This window comes from Propioniciclava coleopterorum (assembly GCF_011393335.1).
Taxonomy (GTDB): Bacteria; Actinomycetota; Actinomycetes; order Propionibacteriales; family Propionibacteriaceae; genus Propioniciclava; species Propioniciclava coleopterorum.
On the sequence record NZ_CP049865.1, the window covers coordinates 449,245 to 475,892 of the forward strand.

Sequence of the window (26,648 nt, forward strand, 5' to 3'; positions counted from 1 at the left end):
GCTACCCGGGACGCGGGCGCCCCGGAGCGGGCCCGCTCAGGCCGCGCCCGGACGCCGCCGCAGGCTCAGCGCGACCAGGCCGGGGCCGCGGCGTCCGGGGACCGGGGCGCCGGTCGCGCAGCCCGCCCCGCCGTCCGCGGTCGCGAACGCGCAGCCGCCGCACCCGCCCGAGGGGCAGCCCGCGGTCAGGGACTTCGACTCGATGCGCCCCGCGCGGACGAGGTGGTCGACCGCGGCGCTCACCACGTCGTGTGTCAGGCCGGTGCGGGCCTCGACCTCGGTCAGCGAGGCGGCGCCCCCTCGAAGGCGTCCAGGACGGCGGTCAGCGGCCTCACCAGAACAACCGCCCGATCTGGAAGACGGCCACCGCGGCCGTCCAGGCGACGACGAGCTGCATCGCGATGCCGAACAGCGTCCATGCCCAGCCGATCTCGCGCTTCTGGGCCGCGATGGTGGCCACACACGGGGTGTAGGCCATCAGGAACACCAGGAACGCGGCGACCGCGGGCAGCGGGTGCCCGCCCGAGGAGCCCTCGAAGGCCGTCATGATCGCCGTGCCGAAGCTGCCCGGGTCCTCGCCCTCGTCGGGCTCCTCCACGGCGTAGGTCTGCGCCCACGAACTGATGACGGCCTCCTTGGCCACGAACCCGACCACCAGGGCCGACGCCGTCTGCCACTGCCCGAAGCCCGCGGGCTCGAACACGGGCGCGATGGACTGGGCGGCGACGCCGTAGGCCGAGTCCTGCACGGGGACCTCGCCGAAGCGCTCGCCGGGCTGGGTCGGGATGGACTGCAGCAGCCAGACGGCGCAGACGGTGACGACGATGATGCCCGACGCCGTCCGGAGGAAGCCCCGCAGCCGCGTCCACGACACCGCGGCGGTCAGCCGGGCGGTGGGCACCTGGTAGGGCGGCAGGTCCAGCACGAGCGGCTCGGCGCCCATCGCGCGCCACAGCGTCCTGCGCAGCACCAGGCCCACGCCGATCACCATGGCGATCGAGGCCAGGTACATGACGAACACGACCGTGCCGGCGCCGCGCCCGAAGAAGATGGTGCCGATCATCACGTAGACGGTCAGCCGGGCGGTGCAGGAGGTGAAGGGCACCAGCAGCGAGGTGAGGATGCGCTGGCGCGGGTCGCCCAGGATGCGGGTGGCGGAGATGGCCGGCACGTTGCAGCCGAAGCCGACGACCAGCGGCAGGAAGGCCTTGCCCGGCAGCCCGATGCGCCGCATCAGGCGGTCGGTGACCACGGCGGCGCGCGCCATGTAGCCCGAGTCCTCCAGCAGCGCCAGCAGGACGAACATGAGCGCCATCAGCGGCACGAACGTCAGCAGCATGCCGACGCCGGCGACGAGGCCGTCCACGACGAGCCCCTCGACCCAGGTGCCGCCCAGGCCGATCAGGCCGAGCAGGCCGCGGGCGGCGTCCGAGACCGGGCCGGTGAAGAAGCCGTCCAGCCAGTCCTGCAGCGGGGCGGCGACCGTGGTGGTGATCTGGAACACGATCCACATCACGCCCAGGAAGACCAGCGGGCCGGCGACGGGGTGGGTGACCACGCGGTCGATCCGGTCGGACCGGCTGACCCGCTCGGCGCCCGTGCGCGTCGTGCCGGACGCCGCGGCGTCCTCGATCCAGGCGAAGCGCTCGTCCTCGCGCTCGAGGTCGTCCGACCACTCGCCCACGGCGCGGGGCGCCGGAGCGGGGCGCGCCAGCGCCTCCCGGACCGCCCGGGTGAGGTTGTCCAGACCGACGCGGTGGCGCGGGTCGACCACCACGACGGGGATCCCGAGGGCCTCCGACAGGGCGTAACTGTCGACCTCGACGCCGGCCTGCCGGGCGACGTCGGTCATGGTCAGGGCGACCACGACGCGGCAGGACGCCTCGCGCAGTTGGGCGACCAGGTACAGGGAGCGGGCCAGGTGCGCGGCGTCCACCGCCACGACGGTGACGTCGGGGCGCTCGGAGGCCGGCGCCTCCAGCAGCAGGACGCGGGTCAACTCCTCGTCGGGGCTGAGCGGGTCGAGGCTGTAGGCGCCCGGCAGGTCGATGAGGGTGAACTCGGTGACGTTGTTCGCCGTGCAGGCGCCGTCGCACGCGTCGCACTGGCACACCTTGTCGCCGGCCCGGAACCGCCAGACGCCGCGTCCGACGTCGACGGTCGTGCCGGGCCAGTTGCCGGTGGTGGCGCGCAGGCCCGTCAGGCCGTTGAACAGGGTGGACTTCCCGACGTTGGGCGCGCCGGCCAGCGCCACGATCGGGGCGCCCTCGGCACCCTCGCCGCTGCCCTCGCAGCACGCCGCGCGCAGCGTGGGGGTTCGGGGCTGGATGCTGAGCACGCGGCCCGACCGGGTCTCGGCGCTCACGCGGCGACCTCGGCCGACAACTCCCGCAGCACGGCGGCGTCCACGGCCACCCGGCCGCCCGCGACCGACACGATCCGGCCGCCGCCGGCCAGGCGCTGCACGAGTTCGATCCGGCTGCCGCGGCGCAGGCCGAGGCTCGCCAGGCGGCGCGCGGTGGTGTGGTCGGGGTGCACTCCGGTGAGGAGAAGGGGGGTGTCCATCGGGGCGCCCGCCAGATTCAGCGTTTCAGGCACGTTTGAAAGGCTAACCTAAGTTTCTTACTACCGCCAGTAGTAACACCGATTTGCGCAACGTTGCCCTAGCCAAAAGGCGATCTCAGGCGTCGCGGTGCAGCGCGTCGAGCAGCGACTCCAGGACCAGGCCCAGCCAGTCGTACAGGTCCACGATCTGGCTGCGCGGGTCGCGGGGCGACAGCGCCTCCAGGTCGGCGTGATCGGTGTCGGTCTCGATGCCGAGGCGGACCGCGAGGCTCAGCCGAACCCCGTTGAACACCCTCAGCCACGCCTCGGCCGCGTCCGCCGGCACGACGAGTTCCCCGCCGTCCTCCCCGACGTCGCCCAGCACGGCCAGCACCGCGTCCGAGTCGGCGATCCGATCCCGGCGCAGCGCCTCCTGGCTGAAACGGTGGTGCTCCCCTGCGGCCCCGGCGTCCTCGTAGGCGTCGGGGAACAGCCGGGCGATCACCGGGTCGGACCGGTCGAGCTCGACGCCGGGCTCGAACTCGCTCTCCCACTGGGCGAACGGGTCGCTCGACTGCGCCCGGGGGCGCGGCCGCCCAGGAGTTCGGCGACCTGCCCGACCAGGGAGATCATCAGGGCCGCCTCGAAGCCGTCCACGTGCGCGACGAGGTCCTCGCCCCGCCTGCTGAAGGGGATCACTCCGACTTCTCCAGGGTGGCCCACAGGCCGTAGGCGTGCAGTGCGTTCACGTGCTGCTCCATCTCCTCCCGCGTGCCGGACGCGACGACGGCGCGGCCCTCGTGGTGCACGGCGAGCATCAGCCGTTCGGCCTTGGGCCGGGCGAACTTGAAGTAGGTCACGAAGACGTGGGTGACGTAGCTCATCAGGTTGACCGGGTCGTCCCAGACGATCGTCACCCAGGGGGTCACCTCCTGGGCGGTCGCCGCGGGACGGTCGGCGACCGTGGTTCCACCCGCGGGGGTGGCCAGCTCCTTCGGCGTGGACATGCTTTCATTCTGTCACGCGCCCCCGACGCCCCCGGATCCGGGCCGAACGGGACGGCTCGGGCGCTCAGCGGGCGTGCAGGTCGAGTTGCTGGGCCAGCACGCCGCCGAACCGGTCGTCGAGGTCGTGACCCAGACCGGGCACCCACTCGTACGTCGTGGGGAACCCGGCCGCGCTGTAGTAGGCCACGCCGGCCTTGGCGCCGTGCACCTCGTCACCGAGCGCGTCGTAGCCGTCGTCGGAACGCCGGCCGTCGTCCCGGGCGCCGGTGTACCAGTGCATGGGGAACCGGGGCTTGAGCGCATCGGGGAAGGCGCGCGACGCCACGTCGTAGGGGCGACCGCCGCCCGCGAACATGACCGCTCCCCCGCCGGTCAGGGTGCGCGCGTGCAGCGGCAGGTAGAACTGGGTGATGAACTGGCTGCCGCCGGAGTACCCGACGAGCCAGGTGTTGTCCGCGGCCCCCGGGTAGCGCTCCCGCATCGTGGCGATCAGCTCGTCGGCGAAGGTGGCGTTGCGCTCGCCCTCCTCCCACCACGTGGTCTCCCCGGAGCGGTCCGGCGACAGGACGGGCACCACGATGTAGCCGCGGCTGCGCGCCTCCGCCACGATGCCGGCGGACCCGCCGAAGGAGTAGCTGCTGGTCGGGTGGGTGAACTCGTACGCGCCGTCGCCGTGGAACTGGAAGACGATCCCGATGGCGGTCTCGTGGGTCAGGCCGGCCGCGTAGAGGTGGTAGGTGGAGGACAGCCCGTTCGAGGCGGTGAAGGTCTGGTTGGTGCGGTCCGCGAACGTGCCCCCACCCCCGGTGAACAGCTGCCAGGGGCGCCACCAGGTGAACCCGATCGCCGCCACCATCGTGAGCGCGACGGCGCCGAACAGCACGGGGACGTGTCGTCTCCTGCGCGCCATCGGGCGGTCCTCCTTCGCATCCGGGCCTCCCTGTCGGACGCCGGCGCGCCGCGGGAGGGCGTTCCACAGTCTGCCACCCGCACCTGTGCGTCCGGGTCGCGGTCGTTGATGTGCCGCACCGGACGCCGCGTCACTAAACTCGCGCCATGCTGCAGACGACGGCCCTGTTGACCGACCACTACGAGCTGACCATGGTCCGCGCCGCCCTCGGCTCGGGCACCGCGTTCCGGCGCTCGGTCTTCGAGCTCTTCCCGCGTCGGCTTCCCGAGGGCCGCCGCTACGGGGTGGTCGCCGGCACCGGACGCGCGCTCGACGCCCTGGAGAACTTCCGCTTCGACGACGAGACGGTCAGCTTCCTGCGCGAGCACGACGTCGTGAACGACGAGCTGGCGGCCTGGCTGGCCGACTACCGGTTCACCGGCGACATCTGGGGCTACCCCGACGGTGAGCTCTACTTCCCGGGCTCCCCGATCATGGTCGTGGAGGGCACGTTCGCCGAGGCGTGCATCCTCGAGACGGTGCTGCTGTCGATCTTCAACTACGACTCGGCCGTCGCGTCCGCCGCGTCCCGGATGACCGCCATGGCCGGGCATCGGCCCTGCATCGAGATGGGCTCGCGGCGCACCAACGAGTGGGCGGCGGTCGCCGCCGCGCGCGCCGCCTACATCGCGGGCTTCGGCTCGACCTCGAACCTCGAGGCGGGCCGGCGCTACGGCGTCCCGACCGCCGGGACGGCCGCGCACAGCTTCACCCTCCTGCACGACACCGAGGAGGACGCCTTCCGCTCCCAGATCGCCGCCCTGGGGCCGAACACCACGCTGCTGGTGGACACCTACGACGTCGCCGAGGCCGTCCGCAAGGGCGTCGAACTCACCAACGGACGCCTCGGGGCCGTCCGGCTCGACTCGGGCGACCTGCTCACCCAGGCGGTGGACGTCCGCAAGCTGCTGGACTCCCTCGGCGCGGTCAACACCAGGATCATCGTCACCTCCGACCTGGACGAGTACCAGATCGCCGCGCTGCGGGCCGCGCCCGTGAACGGCTACGGCGTCGGCACCTCGCTCGTCACCGGGTCGGGCGCCCCCACCTGCGGCTTCGTCTACAAGCTGGTCTCGCGAGCGGAGTCCGACGACCCCGACGCGCCGCTGCTGCCCGTGGCCAAGAAGTCGCTGAACAAGAGCTCCATCGGCGGCCGCAAGTTCGCGCTGCGCCGCCTCAACGACGCCGGGATCGCGGAGGCCGAGGTGATCGGCGTCGGCGCACCCCCGAGGGCGACACCAACGACCGGCCGCTGCTGACGCACCTGGTCTCCGGCGGCGAGATCGTCGGGCGCGAGTCGCTGGAGGCCGCCCGCGAGCGGCACGCGGCGTCCCGTGGCGAACTGCCCAGCGAGGCGTTCAAGATGAGCAAGGGTTACCCCGCCATCGTCACCATCATGCTGGACGCCGAGGGCGACCAGACCTTCAACCCCTACGCCCCGGAGGGCTGAGTGATGACCGGAAAGCGCGCGCTGATCGTCGTCGACGTGCAGAACGACTTCTGCGAGGGTGGCTCGCTCGCCGTGGCCGGCGGCGCCGCCGTCGCCGCCGACGTGGCGACCCTGCTCGCCTCCGACCACGGCTACGACGTGGTGCTGGCGACCCGCGACCACCACATCGACCCCGGGCCGCACTTCTCGGATCACCCCGACTACGTCGAGTCCTGGCCGCCGCACTGCGTCGCCGGGACGCCGGGCGCCGCCTTCCACCCGAACCTGGGCGAGCCCGCGTTCGACGCGGTGTTCGACAAGGGCGACTACGAGGCGGCCTACTCCGGGTTCGAGGGGTCGGACCGCGTGAGCGGCACCGGGCTGACCGGCTACCTGCGGGGCGCGGGCGTCACCGACGTGGACGTGTGCGGCATCGCCACCGACTACTGCGTCCGGGCCACGGCGCTGGACGCCGCCCGCGAGGGGTTCGCGACCGTCGTGCTGCTCGACCTGACCGCCGCCGTCTCCCCCGACGGCGTCCCCGCGACCGTCGCGGAGTGGGAGCAGGCGGGCGTCGGCGTCCGCTGACGCGCGGCGCTGGGCGGCCGCGGCTCAGCGGCGCCCGACCGACTCCACGCCGAAGCCGTTCATGACGGCGGCCAGCTTGGCCGCGCGCGCGGAGACGTAGACATCCTCGAGGGTGATCGGCTCGCCGTCGGGCCCCGACAGCGGGACGCGCCAGTTGGGGTACTCGTCGACGGTGCCCGGCTGGTTCTGGGTGCGGTGGTCGCCCACGGCGTCGGTGAGCGCCGCGTTCAGCACCCGGGCGGGCGAGGCCACGATCCAGCGGTGCATCGCGAGCACCTGCTCGTCGATGTCCTCGGCGTGCTCGGGCGCGAGGAAGCCGCGCGCGATCAACGCCTCGCGCCAGGTCGCGAAGGTCCGTTCGGCGAGTGCCGTCTCCTCCGCGATCCCCTCGGTGAGCAGGCCGAGCCGGTCCTGCAGCTTGATGTGGTCCATCGCCAGGTACCCGGCGGTGGGCGGCATGTCGTGGGTCGTCACCGACGCCATCGCGTACTCGCGGTACCCCTCGGGCGGCACCGGCCGCTCGTCCCCGCCCATCTCGAACCAGGCCACCGACGTGCCGAGCACGCCGCGGTCGCGCAGGTAGTCGCGCACCCAGGGCTCGACCGTGCCCAGGTCCTCCCCGACGACGAGCGCGCCGGCGCGCTGCGCCTCGAGCATGAGGATGCCGACCATCGCGTCGTGGTTGTAGCGGACGTAGGCGCCCTTGGTCGGGGCCATGCCCCGCGGGATCCACCACAGCCGGAACAGGCCCATGATGTGGTCGACCCGGATGCCGCCGGAGTGCCGCAGGATCCCCTTCACCATGGCGCGGAACGGCTGGTAGGACAGCTCCTCGAGCCGGTCGGGCCGCCACGGGGCCTGCCCCCAGTCCTGGCCCAGCTGGTTGTAGTGGTCGGGGGGCGCGCCGACGCCGATGCCCTGGGCGAAGGCGTCGCCCAGCACCCAGGCCTCCGCGCTGGAGCCGCTGACGCCGACGGCCAGGTCGTTCATGATGCCGACCCGCATGTTGGCCGCCCGCGCCGCGGACTGCGCCTCCCGGAGCTGGTTGTCGGCCACCCACTGAAGCCACACGTAGAAGTCGATCTCGCGGGCGTTCTTCGCCGCGAAGGCGGACACGTCCGGCGAGCTGGGCCGCTGGTACTCCACCGGCCAGTCGCGCCAGTTCGTGCCGAACTCCCCCACCAGCGCGCACCAGGTGGCGAACTGCGACAGCATGCGGCCCTCGCCGCGCACGAAGTTCTCCTTGGCCATGGTGCGGACCTCGGTCAGCCCCTGGTCGTAGACGATCCGCAGCGCGTCCAGCTTGGCCTCCCAGATCGGGTCGCGCTCGATCTGGTCCGACGGCGCGAGGAACCGGGAGAGCTCGCGGTGCAGCTTGTCGATGCGGGCGCGCTTGTGCTCGGGCAGCGTGGCGTACTCGGGGATCAGCTCGGGCCGGATGTAGAGCGGGTTGACGTAGCGGCGGCTGCTGGGCAGGTACGGGGACGGCTCCAGCGGCGGCACCGGTTGGGCGGCGTGCAGCGGGTTGACCAGCAGGTAGTCGGCGAAGTGCTGCGTGCCCGACCAGGTGGCGAGGTCCGCCAGGTCGGCCAGGTCGCCCATGCCCCACGATTCCTGCGAGCGGACGCTGTAGAGCTGGGTCGCGTACCCCCAGATCCGGTGCCCGTCCATGGACGCCGGGAAGCCCAGGAAGGCGGGCGTGACCACCAGGGTCGCCTCCGCGTCGCCCGCCTCGGACTCCAGGTGGACGCGGTGGTAGCCCAGCGGCAGGTCCCCGGGCAGTTCGAAGGTGGCCTCGCCGGTCCAGACGCCGTCCACGTCCCGGTCCGCGACCTCGTTGTCCACCTGGACCGCCTCGCGGCGGCCGCCCTCCTCCAGCCGGATGTGGACGGCCGCGGGCGTGCCGCCGGGCACGTGGACGCCCAGGCGCAGCGGGGTGCCCTGCCGCATCACGGTGCAGGCGGGCAGTCCCCGGCGCCACGGGCGCAGCTCGCGCTCGGTCAGCGCGTCCTGCGCGCCGGCGTCGGTGGTCGCGTCCACGCCCATGCCGGCGAGGATGCCGATCACCGTGGCGTCGTCGACGTGGGTGAGGCGTCCCTTCCAGTCCCAGAACTCGGTGGAGATACCGAAGGCGTCCGCCAAGCGCGCGAGGACCGGGTTCGTCAGGGGCATGGCCACGAGATTACCGGGAAGCGGTGCCGCACGGCGCGCACCTGCGCCCTCAGCCCTCGGCGGTCTCGAACGGCAGGACGAGCCGCCGCAGCAGGCCGGCGATGAGTTCGCGCTCCGCGGCGTCCAGGTCGTCGAGGATCAGCCGCTCGCGCGCCACCAGGTCGCCGAGCGCGGCCTCCACGACGGCGCGTCCGGGCGGCAGCAGCCGCACCCGGACGCCGCGGCGGTCGCGGGGGTCGGGCGCGCGCTCCACGAGGCCGCGTTCGGCGAGCCGGTCGATGCGGTTGGTCATGGTGCCCGACGTGGACAGCGTCTGCTGGATGAGCTGGCCGGGCGAGAGCTCGTACGGGGGGCCCTCGCGGCGCAGCGCGGCGAGCACGTCGAACTCCCACAGGTCCAGGTTGTGCACGGCGAACGCCTCGCGGCGGGCGAGATCGAGGTGCCGCGACAGGCGGCTGACCCGCGACAGCACGGCGAGCGGGCTGACGTCCAGATCGGGCACCTCGTGGGTCCACGCCACCAGGATGCGGTCCACCTCGTCGTCCACGGCTGCCTCCTCTCGCCGACGGTGCGCAAGCAGACTCTAGACCAACGCGAGCATCACACCGTCAGCGAGTGGTTCTCCACGAAACCGATGCGCTTGGACGCCGCGATCGCCAGCAGCGCGACGGCCGCGAGCAGCGTCATCTGGGTGCCGAACGTCACCTGGGTGGCGGCGATCGGGTTGAGCGCCGCGAACACCGTGCCGGCGATCCCGACGAACAGCGCGTTGCCCGCGGTCTCGCCCACCTGCAGCGAGCCGGTGTTGCGGCCCAGCTCTGCCTCCGAGGAGAGCTGCATCGTCGCGAGGTTCGTCGAGGCGGACTGCAGCCCCATGCCCAGTCCGCAGGTCGCGAACCCGACCGTGGTGAGGAGGAGGTCGGACGCCGGCACCCAGGCGGCGACGGCCACCAGCGCCGCGCCGGAGGCGACGCTGACGGCCCCGGCGACGATGATCTGGTCGCGGGAGAGCCGCAGCCAGGGGCGGGCCTGCAGCCACGACCCGAGCATCCAGCCCACCGACGCCAGCGTGATGACCAGCCCGGCGCGCAGCAGCGGCGTGCCGCGCGTGGTGAGCATCAGGGGCAGGAACGACTGCACCCCGAAGAAGGTGCCCGAGGTCAGCAGCCGCACCATCACGACCGCCGACAGCCCGGGGGCGGCCGGCGAGTATCCCCGCGGCATCAGCCGGCGCCAGTTGAGCACCAGGAGCGCCAGGCCGACGACGAGCCACACCAGCGACAGCCACTCGAGCCGCTGCCCGGCGGCCTGCAGCAGGGCCAGGCCGATCGCCACGGCGGCGGCGGCGTGCAGCGGCACCGGGTCGCCGGGGGCGTCGGCGTCCGTGCGGGGCGGCAGCTGCCGCAGCCCCGAGGCCATGAACGCCAGCCCCAGCCCGACGAACGGGAGGATCAGCCAGAAGACCCAGTGCCAGGACAGGTGCTCGGTCACCCAGGCGGCGATGCCGGGGCCCACGAACGAGGGCATCATCCAGCAGGCCGAGTACCACGTCATGATCCGCGCGCGTTCGGCCGGGTCGAAGGCCCGGGCGGTGACGACCATCAGGCACAGGTTGACCGCGCCGCCGCCCAGCCCCTGGATGAACCGCCCCACGAGCAGGATCAGCATGGTCGGCGCCAGCGCGGCGACCACCACCCCGACCGCGAAGAGCCCCAGCCCCACGAGCAGCGGCCGGACGGGGCCGGTGCGGTCGGCGACGCGCCCGGCGGCGGCGATCGCGAACAACTGAGGGATCATCACCGCGGAGAACGCCCAGGCGTACAGCTCCTGGTCGCCCAGGTCGGCCGCGGCGGCGGGCATCGCGGTCACGACGGCCATGCCCTCGAAGGCGACCGCCGTGACGCAGACGAGCAGCCCGAGGGTCAGGCCGCGGCGAGATGGGGTCACGGTCATCCATTCCACCACCGGAACGGCTTAGGATGAAATGCATGACCCAACTCACTCCGGCCCCAGGTTCGCAGACGGTCGTCGATGAGCGCACCGACCTCCGGCTCGACGAGGGCGATCACGAACGGTTCAGCCACTTCGTCGCCAAGAACAAGCTCACCGAGGCCATGGTGATGGGCACCCCGGTGGTCGCGCTGTGCGGCAAGGTGTGGGTGCCGAGCCGCAACCCCGACAAGTTCCCGGTCTGCCCCGAGTGCAAGGAGATCTGGGAGAGCTTCCAGGGCGGCGGCGACAAGGACGGCGGCGGGCAGGACTCATGACCACCACGCGGACGCTGGTCGTGATGCGACACGGCAAGTCGTCCTGGAAGACCAACGATCCCGACATCGCCCGGCCGCTCAACCCGCGGGGCACCCGCGACGCCGTGGTGGCGGGGCAGATCCTCGCGCCGCTGGGCTTCGACCTGGCGCTGGTCTCCCCCGCCGCACGGGCGCAGCAGACCTGGCAGTGCCTCCAGATGGGCGGCGCGACCGCCCGGGAGGTGCGGACGCTGGACGCGCTGTACCACGCGTGGACGCCGCAGATCATCGCGGAGCTGAAGGGGCTGCCCGCCGGCGCGGCCCGCGTCCTGATGATCGGCCACGAGCCGACCCTCAGCGACGTGATCCTGACGCTGACGCCCCCCTCGGCGTCCCGGTCGGAGATCGAGGCCAAGTTCCCCACGAGCGCCATCGCCGTGTTGACCACCGAGCACCCCTGGGACGCCCTGGCCGAGGACGTCGCCACCCTCGCGGCCTACGAGGTGCCGCGGGGATGATCTGGTACGACGTCATCGGTTACGCGGGCGCGGCGTTCATCGTCACGTCGCTGGCGATGAGGTCCCGGGTGAAGATGCGCTGGCTGGGGATCATCGGCGCCCTGCTGCTCGCGGTCTACGGCGTCCTGATCGCCGCGTGGCCGGTCACCATCGCCAACCTGGTCTACGCCGTCATCAGCGTGACCCAACTGCGACGCGACCTGGGGGCCGGCACCGCGTTCAGCGCCGTCCCGCTCGACCCCGGGTCTCCCTTCCTCGCCGACTACCTGGGCGGCAACGCCGGCGAGATCGCCAACAGCCAGCCCGAGTACCACCCCAGCCCGCACGACACGTTCATCCGCCTCGTCAACCGCGACGGGCTGCCCGCGGGCATCCTCATCGGGGAGCCGGCGGGCAACGAACTGCTCATCAAGCTCGACTACGTGACGCCCGCCTACCGCGACAGCACGCAGGCGCGCTGGCTGTTCGGGCCGGGGCGGACGGTGTTCACCGAGGCGGGCTTCACCCGGCTCGTGGCGAACGCGCACACCTCGGTGCACCGCAACTACCTCGAGCTGCTGGGCTTCCACCCCGAGGGCAACGCCTACGTGCTCGACCTGTGACGGCCCGCCTCAGTAGCGGTAGGCGTCGGGCTTGAACGGCCCCTGGGCGGCCACGCCCAGGTAGTCGGCCTGGGTGTCGGTCAGGGTGGTCAGCCGGACGCCGAGGGCGTCCAGGTGCAGCCGGGCGACCTCCTCGTCCAGGTGCTTGGGCAGCGTGTAGACGCCCGTCGGGTAGTCCTGCGGCTTGGTGAACAGCTCGATCTGGGCCAGCACCTGGTTGGTGAAGCTGTTGCTCATCACGAAGCTGGGGTGCCCGGTCGCGTTGCCGAGGTTCAGCAGCCGGCCCTCGCTCAGCACGATGACGGCGTGGCCGTCGGGGAACACCCACTGGTCGACCTGCGGCTTCACGGTGCGGCGCTCGATCCCCGGCGTCGCCTCCAGGCCGGCCATGTCGATCTCGTTGTCGAAGTGGCCGATGTTGCCCACGATCGCGTTGTGCTTCATGGCCGCCATGTGGGCGGCGGTCACCACGTCGCGGCACCCGGTCGCCGTGACCACGATGTCGGCCGTGCCGACCACGTCGTCCAGGGTCGCGACCTGGTAGCCGTCCATGGCGGCCTGCAGCGCGCAGATCGGGTCGATCTCGGTGACGATCACGCGGGCGCCCTGCCCGGCCAGCGACTCGGCGCAGCCCTTGCCGACGTCGCCGTAGCCGCACACCACGGCCACCTTGCCGCCGATCAGCACGTCGGTGCCGCGGTTGATGCCGTCGATCAGGGAGTGTCGGACGCCGTACTTGTTGTCGAACTTGGACTTGGTGACCGAGTCGTTGACGTTGATCGCCGGGAACAGCAGCGCCTGTTCGCGCGCCATCTCGTACAGCCGGTGGACGCCCGTGGTGGTCTCCTCGGTGACGCCGCGGACGCTGTTGGCCAGGGCGACGAAGTCCAGCCCCGAGGTGCGCAGCTTCTCCAGGATCACCCGGTACTCGCCCGAATCGGACGCGCTCGCCTGCGGCACCTCGCCGGCCTTGGTGAACTCCACGCCCTTGTGGACGTAGAGGGTGGCGTCGCCGCCGTCGTCCAGGATCATGTTGGGCTGCTCGCCGCCGGGCCAGGTAAGGATCTGCTCGGTGCACCACCAGTAGTCCTCGAGCGTCTCGCCCTTCCACGCGAACACCGGGACGCCGCGGGGATCCTCCGGCGTGCCGTCGCCGACCACCATCGCGGCGGCGGCGTGGTCCTGGGTGGAGAAGATGTTGCAGGACGCCCAGCGCACCTGCGCGCCGAGCTCGACCAGCGTCTCGATCAGCACGGCGGTCTGCACCGTCATGTGCAGGCTGCCCGCGATCCGTGCGCCGGCCAGCGGCTTGGCGTCGCGGTAGCGCTCCCGCATCGCCATGAGGCCGGGCATCTCGTGCTCGGCCAGCTCGATCTCCTTGCGGCCGAACTCGGCCAGGTTCAGGTCTGCGACGCGGTAGTCCACGAGGCCCGAGCCTACCGGGGCCGGGGCACCGCCCCGGCAACCGCCCGGTTGACCGCGCATGGCGGCGTTCGGGATCGTTGTGCCGCAGCGTCGTCGGCCCCACCCACGGCCGCGCTGCCACCACGAAGGGACGCCATGCGCACGTTCAGCCTGGTCGAGGGAACCTCCGACAAGTTCTGGAACATCGACGTCGACGGCAGCGCGGTGACCGTGAACTACGGACGCACCGGCACCAACGGCCAGACCAAGACCACGCAGTACGACACCGCGGAGAAGGCGCGCACCGAGGCGGACAAGCTGATCGCGTCCAAGGTGAAGAAGGGCTACACCGAGGGTTCCGGCGGCGGCGCGATCGCGCCGGTCACGCCGACCGTCAAGAAGGCCGCACCCGCCCCGGCCGGCGCCTCCACGAAGGCCGCCGCGCCCGCGGCCGCCCCGGCCACGCCCGCCGCCGAACCGGAGCCGGAGCCCGAGCCGGAGTGGGCGGGCGCCGACCACCTGGAGATCCGGCTCACCCCGGTCGACCGGGCACTGCTGGCGGGCGAGGCGATGGACCCGACGCCGCTGGAGGCCGACGCGCTGGCGATGGCGGCCGACCCCGCCGCGCGCCGCGCCTGGCTCGGCGCGCACACCCACCCGCTCAGCGACTACTCCTACGACGTCAGCTTCGACGCCGACCCCTTCGAGGGCGTCCCGACGGCGGACGTCGCGTCCTGGTGGATCGCGTTCGGCCAGGGCCAGGAGAAGACGTGGGCGTCCTCCTTCTACGACATGGAGCGGTTCGGGGCGATGCGGGAGCGGATGACCTTCGCGAACCGGGACGCCGACTCGGTCACCACGGCGGTGCCGGCCCGCGGCTACAACCTGCCCGCCGACACGATCGTGGCCGCCCTATCGGCGCTGTCGGGGCCCGCGGCCACCCTGAAGACCCTGGCCGCGGCCCACTCCCACGCGGACGCCGATCGCGACCTGACCCTTCCGGCGCTGCGCGTCCTGATCGCGCCGCAGCTCGCCCCGGCCGAGCGGGTGATGCCGCGCAGGCCCGATCAGGTCGGCCACATGACGCCGGTCCCCGAGGCCTACACCCAGGCGGTCCACGACCTGGCGGAAGCCGTGCTGTTCGGCTCCCCCGACGACGTGCGGCACGCGCTCGCCACCGTGTTCGCGACGGGATCGCCCCACGCCGCGCTGGTGCTCGCGGCCGTGACGGTGCTGCCCGAGGAGGCCGAGCGTGCCGAGTGGCTCGCCCGCGTCGCGCTCAAGCCGTCCACCGCCCTGGTCCACCGCCTGGTGGTTTTCGGGGGCCCGGCCGCGGTCGACACCGTCGCGGCGTGGATGGTCGGCGACGCGGTCGACAAGACCAAGGCGGTGGGGCTGTTCAAGGCCCTGATGGGCACGATAGGCGGACCCGGCGCCGTCCCGATCGTGATCCGGGCCGCTGCCAACCCGCGGCTGTCGGGCGCGGCGGTGGCGTGGCTGATCGCGCATCCGCGTGAGCTCGTCGCGAGCACCGCCCCGGTGCCCGCGGGGCAGCGGGACCTGCTCCGCACGGTGGTGCGCGAGCTGTCCGTGACGCGTGCGGAGGTGATGACCGGCCCGGTCGCGAACCCGTTCGTCGCGGACGTGCTGGCCGATCTGGCTGAGGAGGCGGCGATGCCGACCCTCGCCGCGTCGGCGGCCCCCGACTGGTTCACCGCGGCGCTGGAGCGCGACGACGCCACCCCGCTCCACGAGGGCACCCTGAAGCTCCCCACCAAGGTGCCCGCCTGGGTGGACGCGTTGCCGCCGCTCGTCGTCGACGGCATGCGCCTGGACGACGAGTTGACCGGCACCGTCCTGGGCTGCGCGGTGCGCGGCGTCAATGACCCGGATCTCGCTCCCCGTCCGCTCGTAGCCGCCGTCCGGGAGCGGATGCGCGGCAAGGACCGCGACGCGTTCGCGCTCCCGCTGATGAGCGCGTTCCTGACCAACGGCGGCAAGCCCGCCGACCGGGTGTGGTTCATGGCTGCGGGCTACCTGGGCGCCGACGGCTTCGTGCACGCCCTGACGCCGCTGGTGCGCGAGTGGCCCGGCCAGTCGCAGCACGCCCGCGCCGTGCTGGGCCTGGACGTGCTCGCCGCGACCGGCACGGACGCCGCCCTGCAGGCGATCTCGGGCATCGCGAACAAGTCCAAGTTCAAGGGCGTCCAGGCGGCGGCGCAGGAGTCGCTGGCGAAGCTGGCGGCGCTGCGCGGGCTGACGGTGGACCAGCTCGAGGACCGCGTGGTCCCCGACGCCGATCTCGATGAGCGCGGCACCCGCACCCTCAGCTACGGCCCCCGCTCGTTCCGGGTGTCGCTGTCGCCCCAGGGCAAGGCCGTCATCCGCGACCTCGACGAGGACGGCCGCCCCGTCGGCAAGCCCCGCACGACGCTGCCCGCGCCGAACAGCAAGGACGACGCCGAGCTGGCCGCGGCCGCCAAGGCCGACTTCGCCCTGCTGCGCAAGCAGCTCACCGAGGTGGCCAAGATCCAGACCGCCCGGCTCGAGAAGGCGATCGTGACCGGCCGCACCTGGGCCGGCGACGAGCACGCCGAGCTGGTGGCCCGGCACCCGGTGCTGAACGCGCTGATCCGGCCGCTGGTGTGGCAGGTGTTCGCCGCCGACGGCGCCCCGGAGGCGCTGGTGCGGGTCACCGAGGAGCAGGACTACGTCACGGTCGACGAGGAGACCTACGAGCTTCCCGACGGCGCCGTGCTGGCGCTGGCGCACCCCCTGGCGCTGCCCGACGAGGTGAAGGACGCGTGGCGGGCGCACCTGGTCGACCACGACCTGATCGCGCCGCTGGAACAGCTCGACCGCGCCACCTTCGAGCTGCCGGCCGGCGCCACCGGCACCCGGCTGCAGCCGCCCGCGGGCACCGTCAACCCCGGCACACTGGTCTCGACGCTGGAGCGGATGGGCTGGCGCCGCGGCGCTCCCGCCGACGCCGGGGTGGTGTCGCTGCTGTGGCTGCCCTTCGAGACCCAGGACCGCGCCGCGGTGCTCGACATCTCCGACGGGTTGTGGACCGGCATGATCCACGAGTCCGGCGACCAGAAGCTCGAGGGGCTCCACCTGTGCACCGTCGGCCAGGCGGAGAGCCTCTGGTACGTCGACGACCGCGACACCGAGTGGCTGCCCTGGCAGGACGCCGACCCGCTGCTGATCTCGGAGGTGCTGCGCTCGATGGCGGCGCTCGCCGAGAAGATGGCCTGACCTTCCCTGCGCCACCACCTCTCAGGTACCACCGTTCGGAAGCCCGCCGCCGCACCCCGCCCCTCCCCTAAGGTCGGGGCCACCGTCGCGAAAGGACCCCCATGCGCACCTTCAGCCTCGTCGAGGGAACCTCCGACAAGTTCTGGAGCATCGACGTCTCCGGCAGCGCGGTGACCGTGAACTACGGACGGACCGGCACCAACGGCCAGACCAAGACCACCCAGTACGACACGGCCGTCAAGGCGCAGGCCGAGGCGGACAAGCTCATCGCGTCCAAGGTGAAGAAGGGCTACGTCGAGGGCGCCGCCTCCGGCGCGCTCACACCGGTCGCGCCCACCGTGAAGGCCGCGCCGGCGCCCAAGGCGGCGTCCCCGGCGGCCCCCGCGGACGGTTCCCCCGCGCCGGAGGTGGTCCCCCGGCCGCCGCCCCCAGGAGGAGGCGTGGGGTGCCGGGGACGTGCTGCGGATCGCCACGTCCGCGGTGCAGCGGGCCCTGCTCGCGGGCGAGTCGCTGGCTCCGGAGCCCCTGCAGGACGCCGACCTCGCGCTGGCCTCCGACCCGGCCACCCGCCGCGACTGGGTCCGCGCCCACAGCGTCCCCACCCGGGACTACAGCGCCAAGGTGGTCTTCGACGCGTTGCCGTTCGACGGCGTCCCGACCGCGGCGGTGGCGTCCTGGTGGCTGTCGTTCGGACAGGGCCGGGAGAAGAACGCCGCCGACACCCGCCCCTACGAGACCCCCACGGTCCGAGAGCGGCTGGCCTACGCCGACAAGGCGGACGGACCCACCGACCTGTCCATGCCCGCGGCGTTCTACAACCTCCCCGCCGACACGCTCGTGACCTCACTGTTCGCGCTCGCCGGCGCGCCGGACACCCTGGCCGCCCTGGCGCGGGCGCGGGACTTCGGCGACACCTTCCGCGATCTCTGCCTGCCCGCCCTGCGCGCCCTCGTCGTGCCGCTGCTCGCCGACCACGAGCGGGTGATGCCGCCGCAGCCGGCCCCGCACCCACGCAGTTGGGCGCGGGTGTCCGCCGCCCGCCAGGACGCCGAGCACCAGCTGGCGCGCGAGGCGCTGTTCGGCACGCCCGAGGAGATCCGCGCCGCCCTGATCCAGGCCTTCGCGGCCGAGGAGCCCTCGCCCTCCGTCGTGCTCGCCGCGGTCACGGGGCTCCCCGACCCCGAGGAGCGGCGGACCTGGATGGAGCGCGTCGGCTTCGGCACCGACCCGGAACTGGCGGCCTCGTGGCTGGCGCTCGGCGGCGAGCGGGCCATCCCGGACGTGCTCGCCGGGCTGGCGGGCGAGTACGTGGACAAGGTGCAGGCCACCGCCATCGCGCGGGCGCTCGCCGGGGCGATCTCCGGACCCGGCGCCGTCCCCGTCATGCTCAAGCTGGCCACCGACCACCGCGTCGCCCCGGTCGCGGTCCAGTGGCTCACCGCCCACCCGCGCGCGATCGCGGCCAGCACCGCCGAGGTGCCCGCCGGGCAGCGCCCCCTGCTGCGGACGATCATCCGGGAGCTGCGCGCCACCACCCCCGACGCGTTCGGCGACGACATCGCCAGCCCCTTCCTCACCCGCGTCCTGGCCGAGTTGGCCGCCGAGGACGCCCTGCCCACCATCGGCGCCGCCGAGGCGCCGCCGTGGTTCACCGCCGCCGCGGCGGCCGAGGCGGAGGCGCCGGTCGCCGCGGGCGCGTTGAAGATCGCCAAGGCGGTCCCCTCCTGGGCCGACCCCGCGTCGCTGCCGCCGCTGATCGTCGACGGCGTCCGTCTGGACGCCGCGCTCACCGCCGCGGTGCTCGCCTCGGCCGTCAACGGCGCCAACAACGAGGACCGTGCGCCGCGCCCCCTCGTGGCGGCCGTCCGGGAGCGGATGCGCGACCAGGACCGCGACGCCCTGGCCACGCCGCTGCTGCAGGCCTTCCTCGCCAACGGCGGCAAGGCCACCGAGCGTCCCTGGTTCGTCGCGTCCGGCTACCTCGGCGCCGACGGCTTCGTGCAGACGCTCACCCCGCTGGTGCGGGAGTGGCCCGGCCAGTCGCAGCACCAGCGGGCCGTGCTCGGCCTGGAGGTGCTCGCCGCCACCGGCACCGACGCCGCGCTGCAGGCGATCTCCGGCATCGCGAACAAGTCCAAGTTCAAGGGCGTGCAGAAGGCCGCCCAGGAGGCGCTGGCCAAGCTGGCCGCGCTGCGGGGCCTCACGGTGGAGCAGTTGGAGGACCGCGTCGTGCCGGACGCCGGCCTCGACGAGCGGGGCACCCGCACGCTCAGCTACGGGCCCCGGTCGTTCCGGGTCTCGCTGTCGCCGCAGGGCAAGGCCGTCGTCCGCGACCTGGACGCCGACGGTCGCCCCACCGGGAAGCCGCGCGCCGCGCTTCCCGCGCCGAACAGCAAGGACGACGCCGACCTCGCCGCGGCCGCCAAGGCCGACTTCGCCCTGCTGCGCAAGCAGCTCACCGAGGTCGCCAAGATCCAGACCGCACGCCTGGAGAAGGCCATCGTCACCGGACGCACCTGGAGCGCCGCCGAGCACGCCGAACTCGTGGTGCGCCACCCCGTGCTCAACGCGCTCATCCGCCCGCTGGTGTGGCAGGCGAGCGTGCCGGGGCGGCCGGCCGTGCTGGTCCGCGTCACCGAGGACCAGGAGTACGTGACGGTCGACGAGGAGGCCCACGTCCCGCCCGCCGACGCCGTCCTCAGCCTCGCGCACCCCCTCACGCTGTCGGATGAGACGAAGAGCGCGTGGCGGGCCCACCTCGTCGACTACGACCTGATCGCCCCGCTGGAGCAGCTCGACCGGGCCACCTTCGGGCTGCCGGCCGGTCAGAAGGGGACCGAGTTGCTGGGGCTGCCGGGCGGCACGATCAACCCGGGCACCCTGGTCTCGACGCTGGAGCGGCTGGGCTGGCGGCGCGGCAACCCGGCCGACGGCGGGGTGGTGTCCTACCTGTGGTTGCCGTTCGAGAGCCAGGGGCTCGCGGCGGTGCTCGACATCTCCGACGGGCTGTGGACCGGCATGATCCACGAGTCCGGGGACCAGAAGCTCGAGACGCTGCTCCTGGGCACGATCAAGCAGGCCGCCGAGCTCTGGTACGCCACGGACCGCGGCAACCGCTGGCTACCCTGGGACAAGGCCGACCCGCTCATCGTCTCGGAGGTGCGGCGCTCGATCGACGCGCTCGCCCAGAAGATGGCCTGAGGCCCACGAGCACCGGAAGGACGCCATGAGCGACGCAGCACCGGCCACCGCCCAGGACGTGCAGCGGCCGTCGGCCGAGACGCTGCACGCCGCCGAACTCGCGGCGTTGGCGCAGCGCGACCGACTGGAGCGGGCGGTCGTCCCGGCCGGTTGGCACCTGTCGCCGCGCGCCGTGGTCGACTTCGTGCTCGGCGACCCGCGCCAGGGCATCACGACCAAGTTCGTCGGCGAGCGAGCGTTCGTCGAGCGGTGCGTCGTGGCGCTGGCCACCAACCGCGGGCTCATGCTGATCGGCGAGCCCGGCACCGCGAAGTCCTACCTGTCCGAACTGCTCGCCGCGGCCGTCTCGGGCGACTCGACGCTGACGGTGCAGGGGTCGGCGTCCACCACCGACGACGCGATCAAGTACTCGTGGAACTACGCGCTGCTGCTCGACCGCGGCCCCAGCCTCGAGGCCCTGGTGCCCGCCCCGGTGCACCGCGGGATGAGCGAGGGCAAGGTCGTCCGGTTCGAGGAGATCACCCGCTGTCCGATCGAGGTGCAGGACTCGCTCCTGTCCATCCTGTCCGACCGGATCCTCACGGTGCCCGAACTCGCGGGCCCCGACCGCGTCCTGCACGCCCGCAAGGGGTTCTCGGTGATCGCCACCGCCAACACCCGCGACCGTGGCGTCAACGAGATGTCGGCCGCGCTGAAGCGCCGGTTCAACTTCGAGACGGTCCGGCCGATCCGGGACCACGCCCGCGAGGTCGCGCTCGTGCAGCAGCAGTCGGACGCCGCCCTCGCCGCGGCAGGCCTGTCGGTCCGCGTCCCGGGCGACCTCACCGACGTGCTGGTGACGGCGTTCCACGAGCTGCGGACGGGGCGGTCCTCCGACGGCACCCCGGTCGAGCAGCTGTCGACGGCGATGTCGACCGCGGAGGCCATCTCCGTGGCCGTGACGGCGGGGCTGCGCTCGGCCTGGTTCAGCGGGGGCGCCCCGACGGGCGCCGACCTGGTCGAGGCGCTGGTGGGCACCGCGCTGAAGGACGAGGCCGAGGACCTGTCGAAGCTGCGCAGCTACTTCAGCCGGGCGGTGCAGCCGCGCAAGGGACGCCGCTGGCGCGAGCTCTACGACGCCCGCCATCGCATCCTCGACTGACGTGGCCGCGCTCGATCCCGCCGCGCTGGAGCGGGTCATCTGGGTCCCGGTGCGGCACCACTCCCCGGCCGCGGCCCGCGCGGTGACGGATCTCATCGAGAGTCACCGTCCCGAGGCCGTCCTCATCGAGGGCCCCGCCGAGTTCACCGCGATCGACCAGCTGCACCTGGACCACACCCTGCCCATCGCGATCATGACCTGGGTCCGGTACGTGGCCGACGGGCAGGAGCGGCAGTCGCACGCGCTGTACCCGTTCACCGTGTTCTCGGCCGAGTGGCAGGCCATCGCCGCCGCCCGACGCATCGGCGCGGCGACGGCGTTCATCGACCTGCCGTGGGCGGACTCCCTCGCGCTCCGCCTGGCGATCGACGAGCCCGACGACGCGGTCCCGCTCGGCGAGGACGACGCCGCGCCCACGCTGCGCGAGGTCGAGCCCGGGCGCGACTTCTTCGGCACCATCGCCGCCCACGTCGGACGCGAGGACATGAGCGCCGTCTGGGACGAGTTCTTCGAGATCGACCCCGGGCTGGACACCGCGACCTACCTCGAGCGCGCGCACGCCGTCGGCGCCGGCCTGCGCCTCAGCGCGCGGGACGACGACCAGGGCCCCTCCGGGCCGGAGAACGTCGCCCGCGAGGCTCACATGGCGGCGCGCATCGCCGAGACGCTGGCGTCCACCACCGGGCCGGTGCTCGTGCTGACCGGCGCCTTCCACACGTCCGGGCTGCAGGCGCTGCTGCGCGGGGAGCGCCCGGCGGCGCGGCCCGTGACGCCCGTCCCGCTGCCCGGCCGGGTGACCGGGACCGCGCTCGTCCCGACCTCGTACGAGAGCCTGGACGCCCACCGCGGCTACCTGGCGGGGCAGCCCAACCCCGGCTTCTACCACCGGATCTTCACCACGCCCCCGAGCGGGCCGAGGCGGCCGTGACCTCCCTGTTCACCGAGTCGATCAGCGCGCTGCGGCGCCGGCAGGTGCCCCTGTCCCCCGCGGACGCCATCGCGGCCATGACCACGGCGCGGGCGCTGCAGGAGATCCGCGGCCACGCCAGGCTGTGGCGCGACGACCTGGTGGACGGCATCACCGCCGCGGTGGTCAAGGACGACCTCGACGAGGACCACCCGCTGCTGGAGATCCTGCGGGAGGCGCTCCGCGGCGGGGCGTCCGGCAAGCTCGCCGCGGGCGCCGACGTGCCCCCGCTCGTGACGCAGACGCGCCGGCTGTGGGACGAGGCCGGGCTCCCCCGCGGCCGGGAGGCGACCCCGCGCGTCCTGAGCCTCGACCGGCCCGAGGATCGCCGCGTCAGCCGCCTGCTGCACGCGCTCCGCGTCCTCGACGTGCCGGCGGCGACCCTCCGCACCCCGCAGGGCGGCCGGCTGAACGCCCGCGCCGTGGTGTCGAGCGACGAGCGCTGGGACGTGGCCTGGAACGAGGCGGTCGAGGCCGCCCTGATCTTCGCCTCGCGCTGGGGCGGCTCGCTGGACCACGCGGTGACCGCCGTCCTGGAGCATCGGGCCCGCCTGGGCACGCTGGAGGTGCTGGCGGAGGTGCTCACCGACGCGGTCCGCTCCGGGCTCGACGACGTGTCCGGACGCCTGGGTCGCGCCCTGACGGACGTGCTCGCCGTCTCCGACGACCTGGGGGCCCTCGGCGTCACGCTGGACGCCCTGGTCCGGCTCGTGCACTTCGACACCTGGCTGGGCGCGGTGGGGCGCGACGACCTCGCCGACCTGACGCGGTTCGCCCACGAGCGCACCACCGCGGTCGTCGAGCGGCTCGGCCCGGTCGCGGACGGCCCCGGGCTCACCCCGATGGTGCGGGCTCTGCGCCACCTGGCCGAGACGACGGTGACGCTGCAGGAGAGCCTCGGCCTGGACGCGGACGCCGTCGCCACCGCCCTGCGGACCCAGACCGAGCGGCCGCCGGGGTCCCCGCACCACGACCCCGAGTTCGAGGGCGCCCTGATCGGCGCCGGCTGGCTGCTGTCGGGCGACCCCGGCGCCGCGCTGGAGGCCCGAATGACCGACCCCGCCGCCACCGGGCGGTTCTACTCGGGGCTGCTCGCGGTCGCCGGCCACCTCGCCATCGCGGCCCCGCAGATCTTCACCGCCGCCGACGACGCCCTGCGGCACTGGGACGACGACGCGTTCCTGGAGGCGCTGCCGGACCTGCGCCGCGCCATGCACGAGCTCACCTCCCGCGAACGCGGGGCGCTGCTGGAGCACCTCACCGGCGACGCGACGGGGGCGCCGCGCCTCACGGTCGGCGCCGCCGCGCTCGTCGAGCTCGGGCGGCGCGAGTCCCGGCTGTGGGACGCCGTGGCGACCTGGACGGGGGGTGCCGCGTGAGCGAGGAGGACGAGGTCCGCCGCCGGCAGCGGTGGCGGCTGGCCCTGGGGTCGGAGGCCGAGCAGCGGCTGGGCGCGCTCACCGGCAGCGCGGCCGGCATGGAGGAGGCGCTGGCGTTCCTGGAGGGGCGCGAGGGGTCCCCGACGGCACCGGCGCGATGACGGTGCCCGAATGGGTCAACCGGGTGCACACGCTGTTCCCCGGTCGGTGGCCGAGAAGATCATGGACGACGCCGTGAACCGGCACGGGCTGACCGAGGTCGTCACGAACGCCGAGACCCTGGCCAAAGCGACGCCCAACACCGGGCTGCTCAAGGCGATCCTGTCGACCAAGCACCTGATGAACCCGGAGGTGCTGGCGATGGCCCGCACCATCGTCGACAAGGTCGTCCGCGACCTGATGCGGTCGCTGGCCCGCCCGATCACCAACCCCTTCACCGGGCGGCGCGACCCGCGGCGGCGGTCCCGGCAGCACGTCGCGGCGAACTTCGACGCCCGGGGCACGGTCCGCGCCAACCTCCGCCACATCGACCCGGCGACCCGGCGGCTGGTGATCCGGGAGCCGTTGTTCAACACCCGCGTCCGGCTGCAGCAGGACCGCTGGCAGGTCGTGGTCGCGGTCGACCAGTCGGGGTCGATGGTCAACAGCGTCATCCACGCCGCCGTCACCGCGGCCATCTTCACCGGTATCTCGGCGATGCGCACCCACCTGATCGCGTTCGACACCTCGGTCGTCGACCTCACCGGGCAGGCCGCGGACCCCGTCGAGGTGCTGATGCGCGTCCAGTTGGGCGGCGGTACGGCGATCAACGTCGCCATGGAGTACGCGGCGTCGCTGCTGAACAACCCGCGGCGCTCCATCGTCGTGATGATCTCGGACTTCTACGAGGGCGGCCACGACGGGCCGCTGATCGCGACCACCGCCAGGCTGGTGCAGGACGGCGTCCGGGTGCTGTGCCTGGGCGCCCTGGACGCCGACGGTCGCTCGATGCACAACCAGGTCACCGCGCAGTCGCTGGCGGCGGTGGGCGCGCACGTCGCCGTGATGACCCCGACCAGCTCGCGACCTGGGTCGCGGAGGTGATCGGATGAACCTCGACGACCTCACCCCCGAGGTGCTGGCGGAACTCACCAACGTCGGCACCGTGCGGCGCGCGTCCAAGGACCTCGACGTCGCGATCGCCTGGACCGAGGAGCCCGACGGCTCTCTGGTCGCCGAGGCGGACGACGGCACCCGCTGCGTGCTGGGGCCGGGTCCGTTCGACGACTGGGAGTGCTCCTGCCCGGCCATGTTCCGCTGCCGGCACCTCGTGCGGGCCGTGCTGATCCGGCGCCGCGACCACCCAGCGACCGGCGGGCGCCCCCGGACGCCGGCCCCGGCGCGTCCGGAGGGCCGCAGGCCGCGCCCGATCCCGAGGCCTCCGCGCAGGCCCCGCCGGAGCCACCGTCCACGCAGGCCCCGCAGGACGGGCACCCGGGCGACGCACGCGCGGAGGTCGACCCCGCCCTCGCGGCCCCCGCGGACGCTGCCGATCCCGCGGGCTCTGCCGACGCTGCCGCGCCGGCGAACGAGGCTGTGTTCGGGGCGCGGCTGGCCGCCCAGGGCGACCGTCTGGCGGCCGCCGGGATCACGGCGCGGGTCACGACGGTGCCGCGGCTGCGCGTCCGGCTGCTGCACCCGTTCGACATCGGCGTCCGCTACCCGCTGGGCACCGACGCCCGTTACGCCCGCTGCGAGTGCGGGGCGCCGACCTGCGTCCACCTCTACCTGGCCGAGCGCGCCCGCGCGCTCGCCGCGCCCGGGTTGGCCGAGGCGCCCGCCGTCCTGGTGGACACCACGGTGCCGGCCGCCGATCGCGTCGACGCCGCGCCGTGGCACGCGTGGCTGGACCAACTGCTCGACGTCGGGCTCGGGGCGGCGGACGCCCTCATCGGCGGCGCCGTGCGGCTCGCGTCCGCCTGGGAGGCGCAGGGACACGTCCACCCCGCCGCCGCGCTGCGCGAGATCATCACCCAGCTGGAGCATCACCGCGGCCACGACGCCCAGTTGTCGCCCGAACGGCTGCTGCTGCTCATCGGCGAGGTCGAGGCCCGGCTGCGGGCGCTGTCCTTCGACGGCCCCGCGCCGCACGCCGTCGTGGCCGGGCGTCCGGACGCCGAGGTCGCCGGGGAGTCGGCCCGGCTGCTCGGGCTCGGCGCCGAGTGGACGCACGTGGGCGGCTGGAACGCGCTGCGGGTCTTCCTGCTGGACGTCCGCACCGGGGCGGTGCTCACCCTGGACGCCGAACGGGAGGACACCGCGGAGGCGCCGGTGCAGCCCGCCGACCTGCTGGCGCAGCGCCGCTCGGGGACCGCCCTGCGCGACTGGGCGGTCGGCAACGCGCTGGTGCCCCGGTTCCGGCGGCGGGGCGACCGGATGACGATCGGCCGCACCCGGGTCTCGGTCGCGCCCAGCCCCGTCCTCGACCTGGCCGGCCTGGGCGCGGTCGTGCCCGACGGGTTCGCCGACGTCGCGGCGCAACTGTCCGGCGTCCCCGGCCCGCTGGGGCCGCGGCGCCCCGCCGACGGCGTCCTGCCGGCGCCGGTCGCCGCGGTCGGGGAGGTCCGCGTCGACGCCACGGCCGGCCTCGTGACGGCGGAACTGACCGACTCCTCCGGCGCGACCGCCGACCTGGTGCTGCCCTGGAGCGACCGGACGGCCGAGGGCGCGCGCCGCCTGGTGGGGATGCTCGCCGAGGGCGGCGTCACGGCCGTCGCGGGCCGGTGGCGCCTGGGCGAGGGCGGCCTCGACGTCGTCCCGACCGCCGTGTGGCTGCCCTCGGGTGTGTTCCTGCCGCAGGGCGACCGCGCTCTCGGCTGCGACCCGGTCGGTCCGCCCCGGCTCCCCGCGGGCGCGCTCGACCCGTGGCGGGCGGCCTGGGACGCCGTCGCCGGCCCCCTGGGGCGCCTGCTGATCCTGGGCGGGCGCCGCGGCGCCTCGACCCTGGCGCCGGAACTCGCCCGCGCCGCGGTCGCCGCCGAGGCGTCCGGCCTGCCGCGGCTCAGCGTGGTCGCGCACGGGCTCGCCACCGCGGTGCGCTCCTCCACGACGCGCCGCGCCGCGTTCGCCGACGCCTGCGTCCTGCTCGCCTTCGCCGACTGACCCGCACACGACCCGCCCGGGCGCGACCCCCTGCGGCGGCGGAGAATGGTCGAGCCGAACGGCCGACCGGCCGCCCTCACCCGCGGCGGACGTTGAGGCGGC

General features: G+C 73.8%; 22 protein-coding genes and 3 pseudogenes. 14 read left to right on the plus strand and 11 right to left on the minus strand.

Going from position 1 to position 26,648, the window contains the following annotated elements; all coding sequences use genetic code 11:
* Positions 1 to 36 precede the first annotated feature (36 nt).
* The 7 genes and pseudogenes from G7070_RS02170 to G7070_RS02200 all read right to left on the minus strand — a co-directional run bounded on the left by G7070_RS02170 (position 37) and on the right by G7070_RS02200 (position 4,461).
* Entirely contained in the window at positions 37 to 243 is a 207-nt protein-coding gene (locus tag G7070_RS02170; protein WP_166231624.1) for a hypothetical protein, read from the minus strand.
* 88 nt (positions 244 to 331) lie between these two features.
* Positions 332 to 2,365, minus strand: a complete 2,034-nt coding sequence (feoB, locus tag G7070_RS02175; RefSeq protein WP_206079896.1) for a ferrous iron transport protein B — start codon at positions 2,363 to 2,365, stop codon at positions 332 to 334.
* Positions 2,362 to 2,598, minus strand: coding sequence for a FeoA family protein (locus G7070_RS02180; RefSeq protein WP_206079897.1), 237 nt, complete (start codon positions 2,596 to 2,598; stop codon positions 2,362 to 2,364). Before G7070_RS02180 ends, feoB begins: the two co-directional genes overlap by 4 nt.
* Before the next feature lie 82 nt (positions 2,599 to 2,680).
* Positions 2,681 to 3,070: pseudogene (locus G7070_RS02185) on the minus strand (DUF2017 family protein); the annotation flags it as partial.
* Positions 3,046 to 3,243: a DUF2017 family protein gene (locus G7070_RS02190; RefSeq protein WP_166231626.1), complete on the minus strand. Its 198-nt coding sequence runs from the start codon at positions 3,241 to 3,243 to the stop codon at positions 3,046 to 3,048. The pseudogene G7070_RS02185 and the gene G7070_RS02190, both read right to left, overlap by 25 nt.
* A complete protein-coding gene (gene clpS, locus G7070_RS02195) occupies positions 3,240 to 3,551 on the minus strand; it encodes an ATP-dependent Clp protease adapter ClpS (RefSeq protein WP_166231628.1) in 312 nt (103 codons plus the stop codon). Before clpS ends, G7070_RS02190 begins: the two co-directional genes overlap by 4 nt.
* A 64-nt stretch (positions 3,552 to 3,615) precedes the next feature.
* Positions 3,616 to 4,461 (minus strand): alpha/beta hydrolase, encoded by an 846-nt coding sequence (locus G7070_RS02200; RefSeq protein WP_166231630.1) that lies wholly within the window; start codon positions 4,459 to 4,461, stop codon positions 3,616 to 3,618.
* Between the two features lie 146 nt (positions 4,462 to 4,607).
* On the opposite strand from G7070_RS02200, the pseudogene G7070_RS02205 reads away from it, so the two are divergent.
* Together G7070_RS02205 and G7070_RS02210 are read left to right on the plus strand one after the other, a co-directional pair.
* Positions 4,608 to 5,950 (plus strand): annotated as a pseudogene (locus G7070_RS02205) (nicotinate phosphoribosyltransferase).
* A 3-nt stretch (positions 5,951 to 5,953) separates the two neighbouring features.
* Positions 5,954 to 6,517, plus strand: a complete 564-nt coding sequence (locus tag G7070_RS02210; protein WP_166231632.1) for an isochorismatase family protein — start codon at positions 5,954 to 5,956, stop codon at positions 6,515 to 6,517.
* 24 nt (positions 6,518 to 6,541) lie between these two features.
* Here G7070_RS02210 and malQ read toward each other — a convergent pair whose 3' ends face one another.
* The 3 genes from malQ to G7070_RS02225 are packed head-to-tail and all read right to left on the minus strand — an operon-like array spanning position 6,542 to position 10,636.
* Positions 6,542 to 8,689 carry a 4-alpha-glucanotransferase gene (gene malQ / locus G7070_RS02215; protein WP_166231634.1) on the minus strand — a complete coding sequence of 716 codons (2,148 nt, stop codon included), beginning with the start codon at positions 8,687 to 8,689 and terminating at the stop codon, positions 6,542 to 6,544.
* 49 nt (positions 8,690 to 8,738) lie between these two features.
* Positions 8,739 to 9,236 (minus strand): MarR family winged helix-turn-helix transcriptional regulator, encoded by a 498-nt coding sequence (locus G7070_RS02220; RefSeq protein WP_166231636.1) that lies wholly within the window; start codon positions 9,234 to 9,236, stop codon positions 8,739 to 8,741.
* A 53-nt stretch (positions 9,237 to 9,289) separates the two neighbouring features.
* Complete coding sequence (locus G7070_RS02225) at positions 9,290 to 10,636, minus strand: MFS transporter (protein ID WP_166231638.1); 1,347 nt, start codon at positions 10,634 to 10,636, stop codon at positions 9,290 to 9,292.
* 41 nt (positions 10,637 to 10,677) lie between these two features.
* Between G7070_RS02225 and G7070_RS02230 the strand changes: the two genes are divergently transcribed.
* Genes G7070_RS02230 through G7070_RS02240 form a run of 3 tightly spaced genes read left to right on the plus strand, consistent with a single transcriptional unit; the run spans position 10,678 to position 12,055 of the window.
* The gene (locus G7070_RS02230; protein WP_166231640.1) at positions 10,678 to 10,956 is read left to right on the plus strand and encodes a DUF3039 domain-containing protein; all 279 of its coding nucleotides are present in this window, start codon (positions 10,678 to 10,680) and stop codon (positions 10,954 to 10,956) included.
* Positions 10,953 to 11,453 carry a SixA phosphatase family protein gene (locus G7070_RS02235; protein WP_166231642.1) on the plus strand — a complete coding sequence of 167 codons (501 nt, stop codon included), beginning with the start codon at positions 10,953 to 10,955 and terminating at the stop codon, positions 11,451 to 11,453. Before G7070_RS02230 ends, G7070_RS02235 begins: the two co-directional genes overlap by 4 nt.
* The gene (locus tag G7070_RS02240; protein WP_166231643.1) at positions 11,450 to 12,055 is read left to right on the plus strand and encodes a hypothetical protein; all 606 of its coding nucleotides are present in this window, start codon (positions 11,450 to 11,452) and stop codon (positions 12,053 to 12,055) included. Before G7070_RS02235 ends, G7070_RS02240 begins: the two co-directional genes overlap by 4 nt.
* A gap of 9 nt (positions 12,056 to 12,064) precedes the next feature.
* On the opposite strand, the gene ahcY is transcribed toward G7070_RS02240, so the two are convergent.
* Entirely contained in the window at positions 12,065 to 13,480 is a 1,416-nt protein-coding gene (gene ahcY / locus G7070_RS02245) for an adenosylhomocysteinase (protein ID WP_246227233.1), read from the minus strand.
* Between the two features lie 135 nt (positions 13,481 to 13,615).
* On the opposite strand from ahcY, the gene G7070_RS02250 reads away from it, so the two are divergent.
* The 9 genes and pseudogenes from G7070_RS02250 (at position 13,616) to G7070_RS02285 (ending at position 26,546) form a co-directional block, all read left to right on the plus strand.
* The gene (locus G7070_RS02250; RefSeq protein ID WP_166231647.1) at positions 13,616 to 16,717 is read left to right on the plus strand and encodes a DUF4132 domain-containing protein; all 3,102 of its coding nucleotides are present in this window, start codon (positions 13,616 to 13,618) and stop codon (positions 16,715 to 16,717) included.
* 101 nt (positions 16,718 to 16,818) lie between these two features.
* Positions 16,819 to 17,004, plus strand: a pseudogene (locus G7070_RS19725) (WGR domain-containing protein); the annotation flags it as partial.
* A 169-nt stretch (positions 17,005 to 17,173) separates the two neighbouring features.
* Entirely contained in the window at positions 17,174 to 19,918 is a 2,745-nt protein-coding gene (locus tag G7070_RS02260) for a DUF4132 domain-containing protein (RefSeq protein WP_166231648.1), read from the plus strand.
* Between the two features lie 25 nt (positions 19,919 to 19,943).
* The gene (locus G7070_RS02265; RefSeq protein WP_166231650.1) at positions 19,944 to 21,059 is read left to right on the plus strand and encodes an ATP-binding protein; all 1,116 of its coding nucleotides are present in this window, start codon (positions 19,944 to 19,946) and stop codon (positions 21,057 to 21,059) included.
* 1 nt (position 21,060) lies between these two features.
* Complete coding sequence (locus tag G7070_RS19140) at positions 21,061 to 21,987, plus strand: DUF5682 family protein (protein ID WP_166231652.1); 927 nt, start codon at positions 21,061 to 21,063, stop codon at positions 21,985 to 21,987.
* Positions 21,984 to 23,405 carry a DUF5682 family protein gene (locus G7070_RS19145; protein ID WP_166231654.1) on the plus strand — a complete coding sequence of 474 codons (1,422 nt, stop codon included), beginning with the start codon at positions 21,984 to 21,986 and terminating at the stop codon, positions 23,403 to 23,405. The genes G7070_RS19140 and G7070_RS19145 overlap by 4 nt, the downstream gene beginning before the upstream one ends.
* A complete protein-coding gene (locus G7070_RS17505) occupies positions 23,402 to 23,566 on the plus strand; it encodes a hypothetical protein (protein WP_206079898.1) in 165 nt (54 codons plus the stop codon). Before G7070_RS19145 ends, G7070_RS17505 begins: the two co-directional genes overlap by 4 nt.
* A gap of 46 nt (positions 23,567 to 23,612) precedes the next feature.
* Positions 23,613 to 24,488 (plus strand): VWA domain-containing protein, encoded by an 876-nt coding sequence (locus G7070_RS02280; protein WP_206079899.1) that lies wholly within the window; start codon positions 23,613 to 23,615, stop codon positions 24,486 to 24,488.
* A 492-nt stretch (positions 24,489 to 24,980) separates the two neighbouring features.
* Positions 24,981 to 26,546, plus strand: a complete 1,566-nt coding sequence (locus G7070_RS02285; protein WP_166231656.1) for a hypothetical protein — start codon at positions 24,981 to 24,983, stop codon at positions 26,544 to 26,546.
* The last annotated feature ends 102 nt before the right edge of the window (positions 26,547 to 26,648 follow it).

Excerpts from the sequence above, each read along its gene's own strand:
- clpS (WP_166231628.1), bottom strand. The coding sequence starts at position 3,551 with ATGTCCACGCCGAAGGAGCTGGCCACCCCCGCGGGTGGAACCACGGTC.
- G7070_RS02200 (WP_166231630.1), bottom strand. The coding sequence starts at position 4,461 with ATGGCGCGCAGGAGACGACACGTCCCCGTGCTGTTCGGCGCCGTCGCG.
- G7070_RS02210 (WP_166231632.1), top strand. The coding sequence starts at position 5,954 with ATGACCGGAAAGCGCGCGCTGATCGTCGTCGACGTGCAGAACGACTTC.
- malQ (WP_166231634.1), bottom strand. The coding sequence starts at position 8,689 with ATGCCCCTGACGAACCCGGTCCTCGCGCGCTTGGCGGACGCCTTCGGT.
- G7070_RS02230 (WP_166231640.1), top strand. The coding sequence starts at position 10,678 with ATGACCCAACTCACTCCGGCCCCAGGTTCGCAGACGGTCGTCGATGAG.
- G7070_RS02235 (WP_166231642.1), top strand. The coding sequence starts at position 10,953 with ATGACCACCACGCGGACGCTGGTCGTGATGCGACACGGCAAGTCGTCC.
- G7070_RS02240 (WP_166231643.1), top strand. The coding sequence starts at position 11,450 with ATGATCTGGTACGACGTCATCGGTTACGCGGGCGCGGCGTTCATCGTC.
- G7070_RS02250 (WP_166231647.1), top strand. The coding sequence starts at position 13,616 with ATGCGCACGTTCAGCCTGGTCGAGGGAACCTCCGACAAGTTCTGGAAC.
- G7070_RS02265 (WP_166231650.1), top strand. The coding sequence starts at position 19,944 with ATGAGCGACGCAGCACCGGCCACCGCCCAGGACGTGCAGCGGCCGTCG.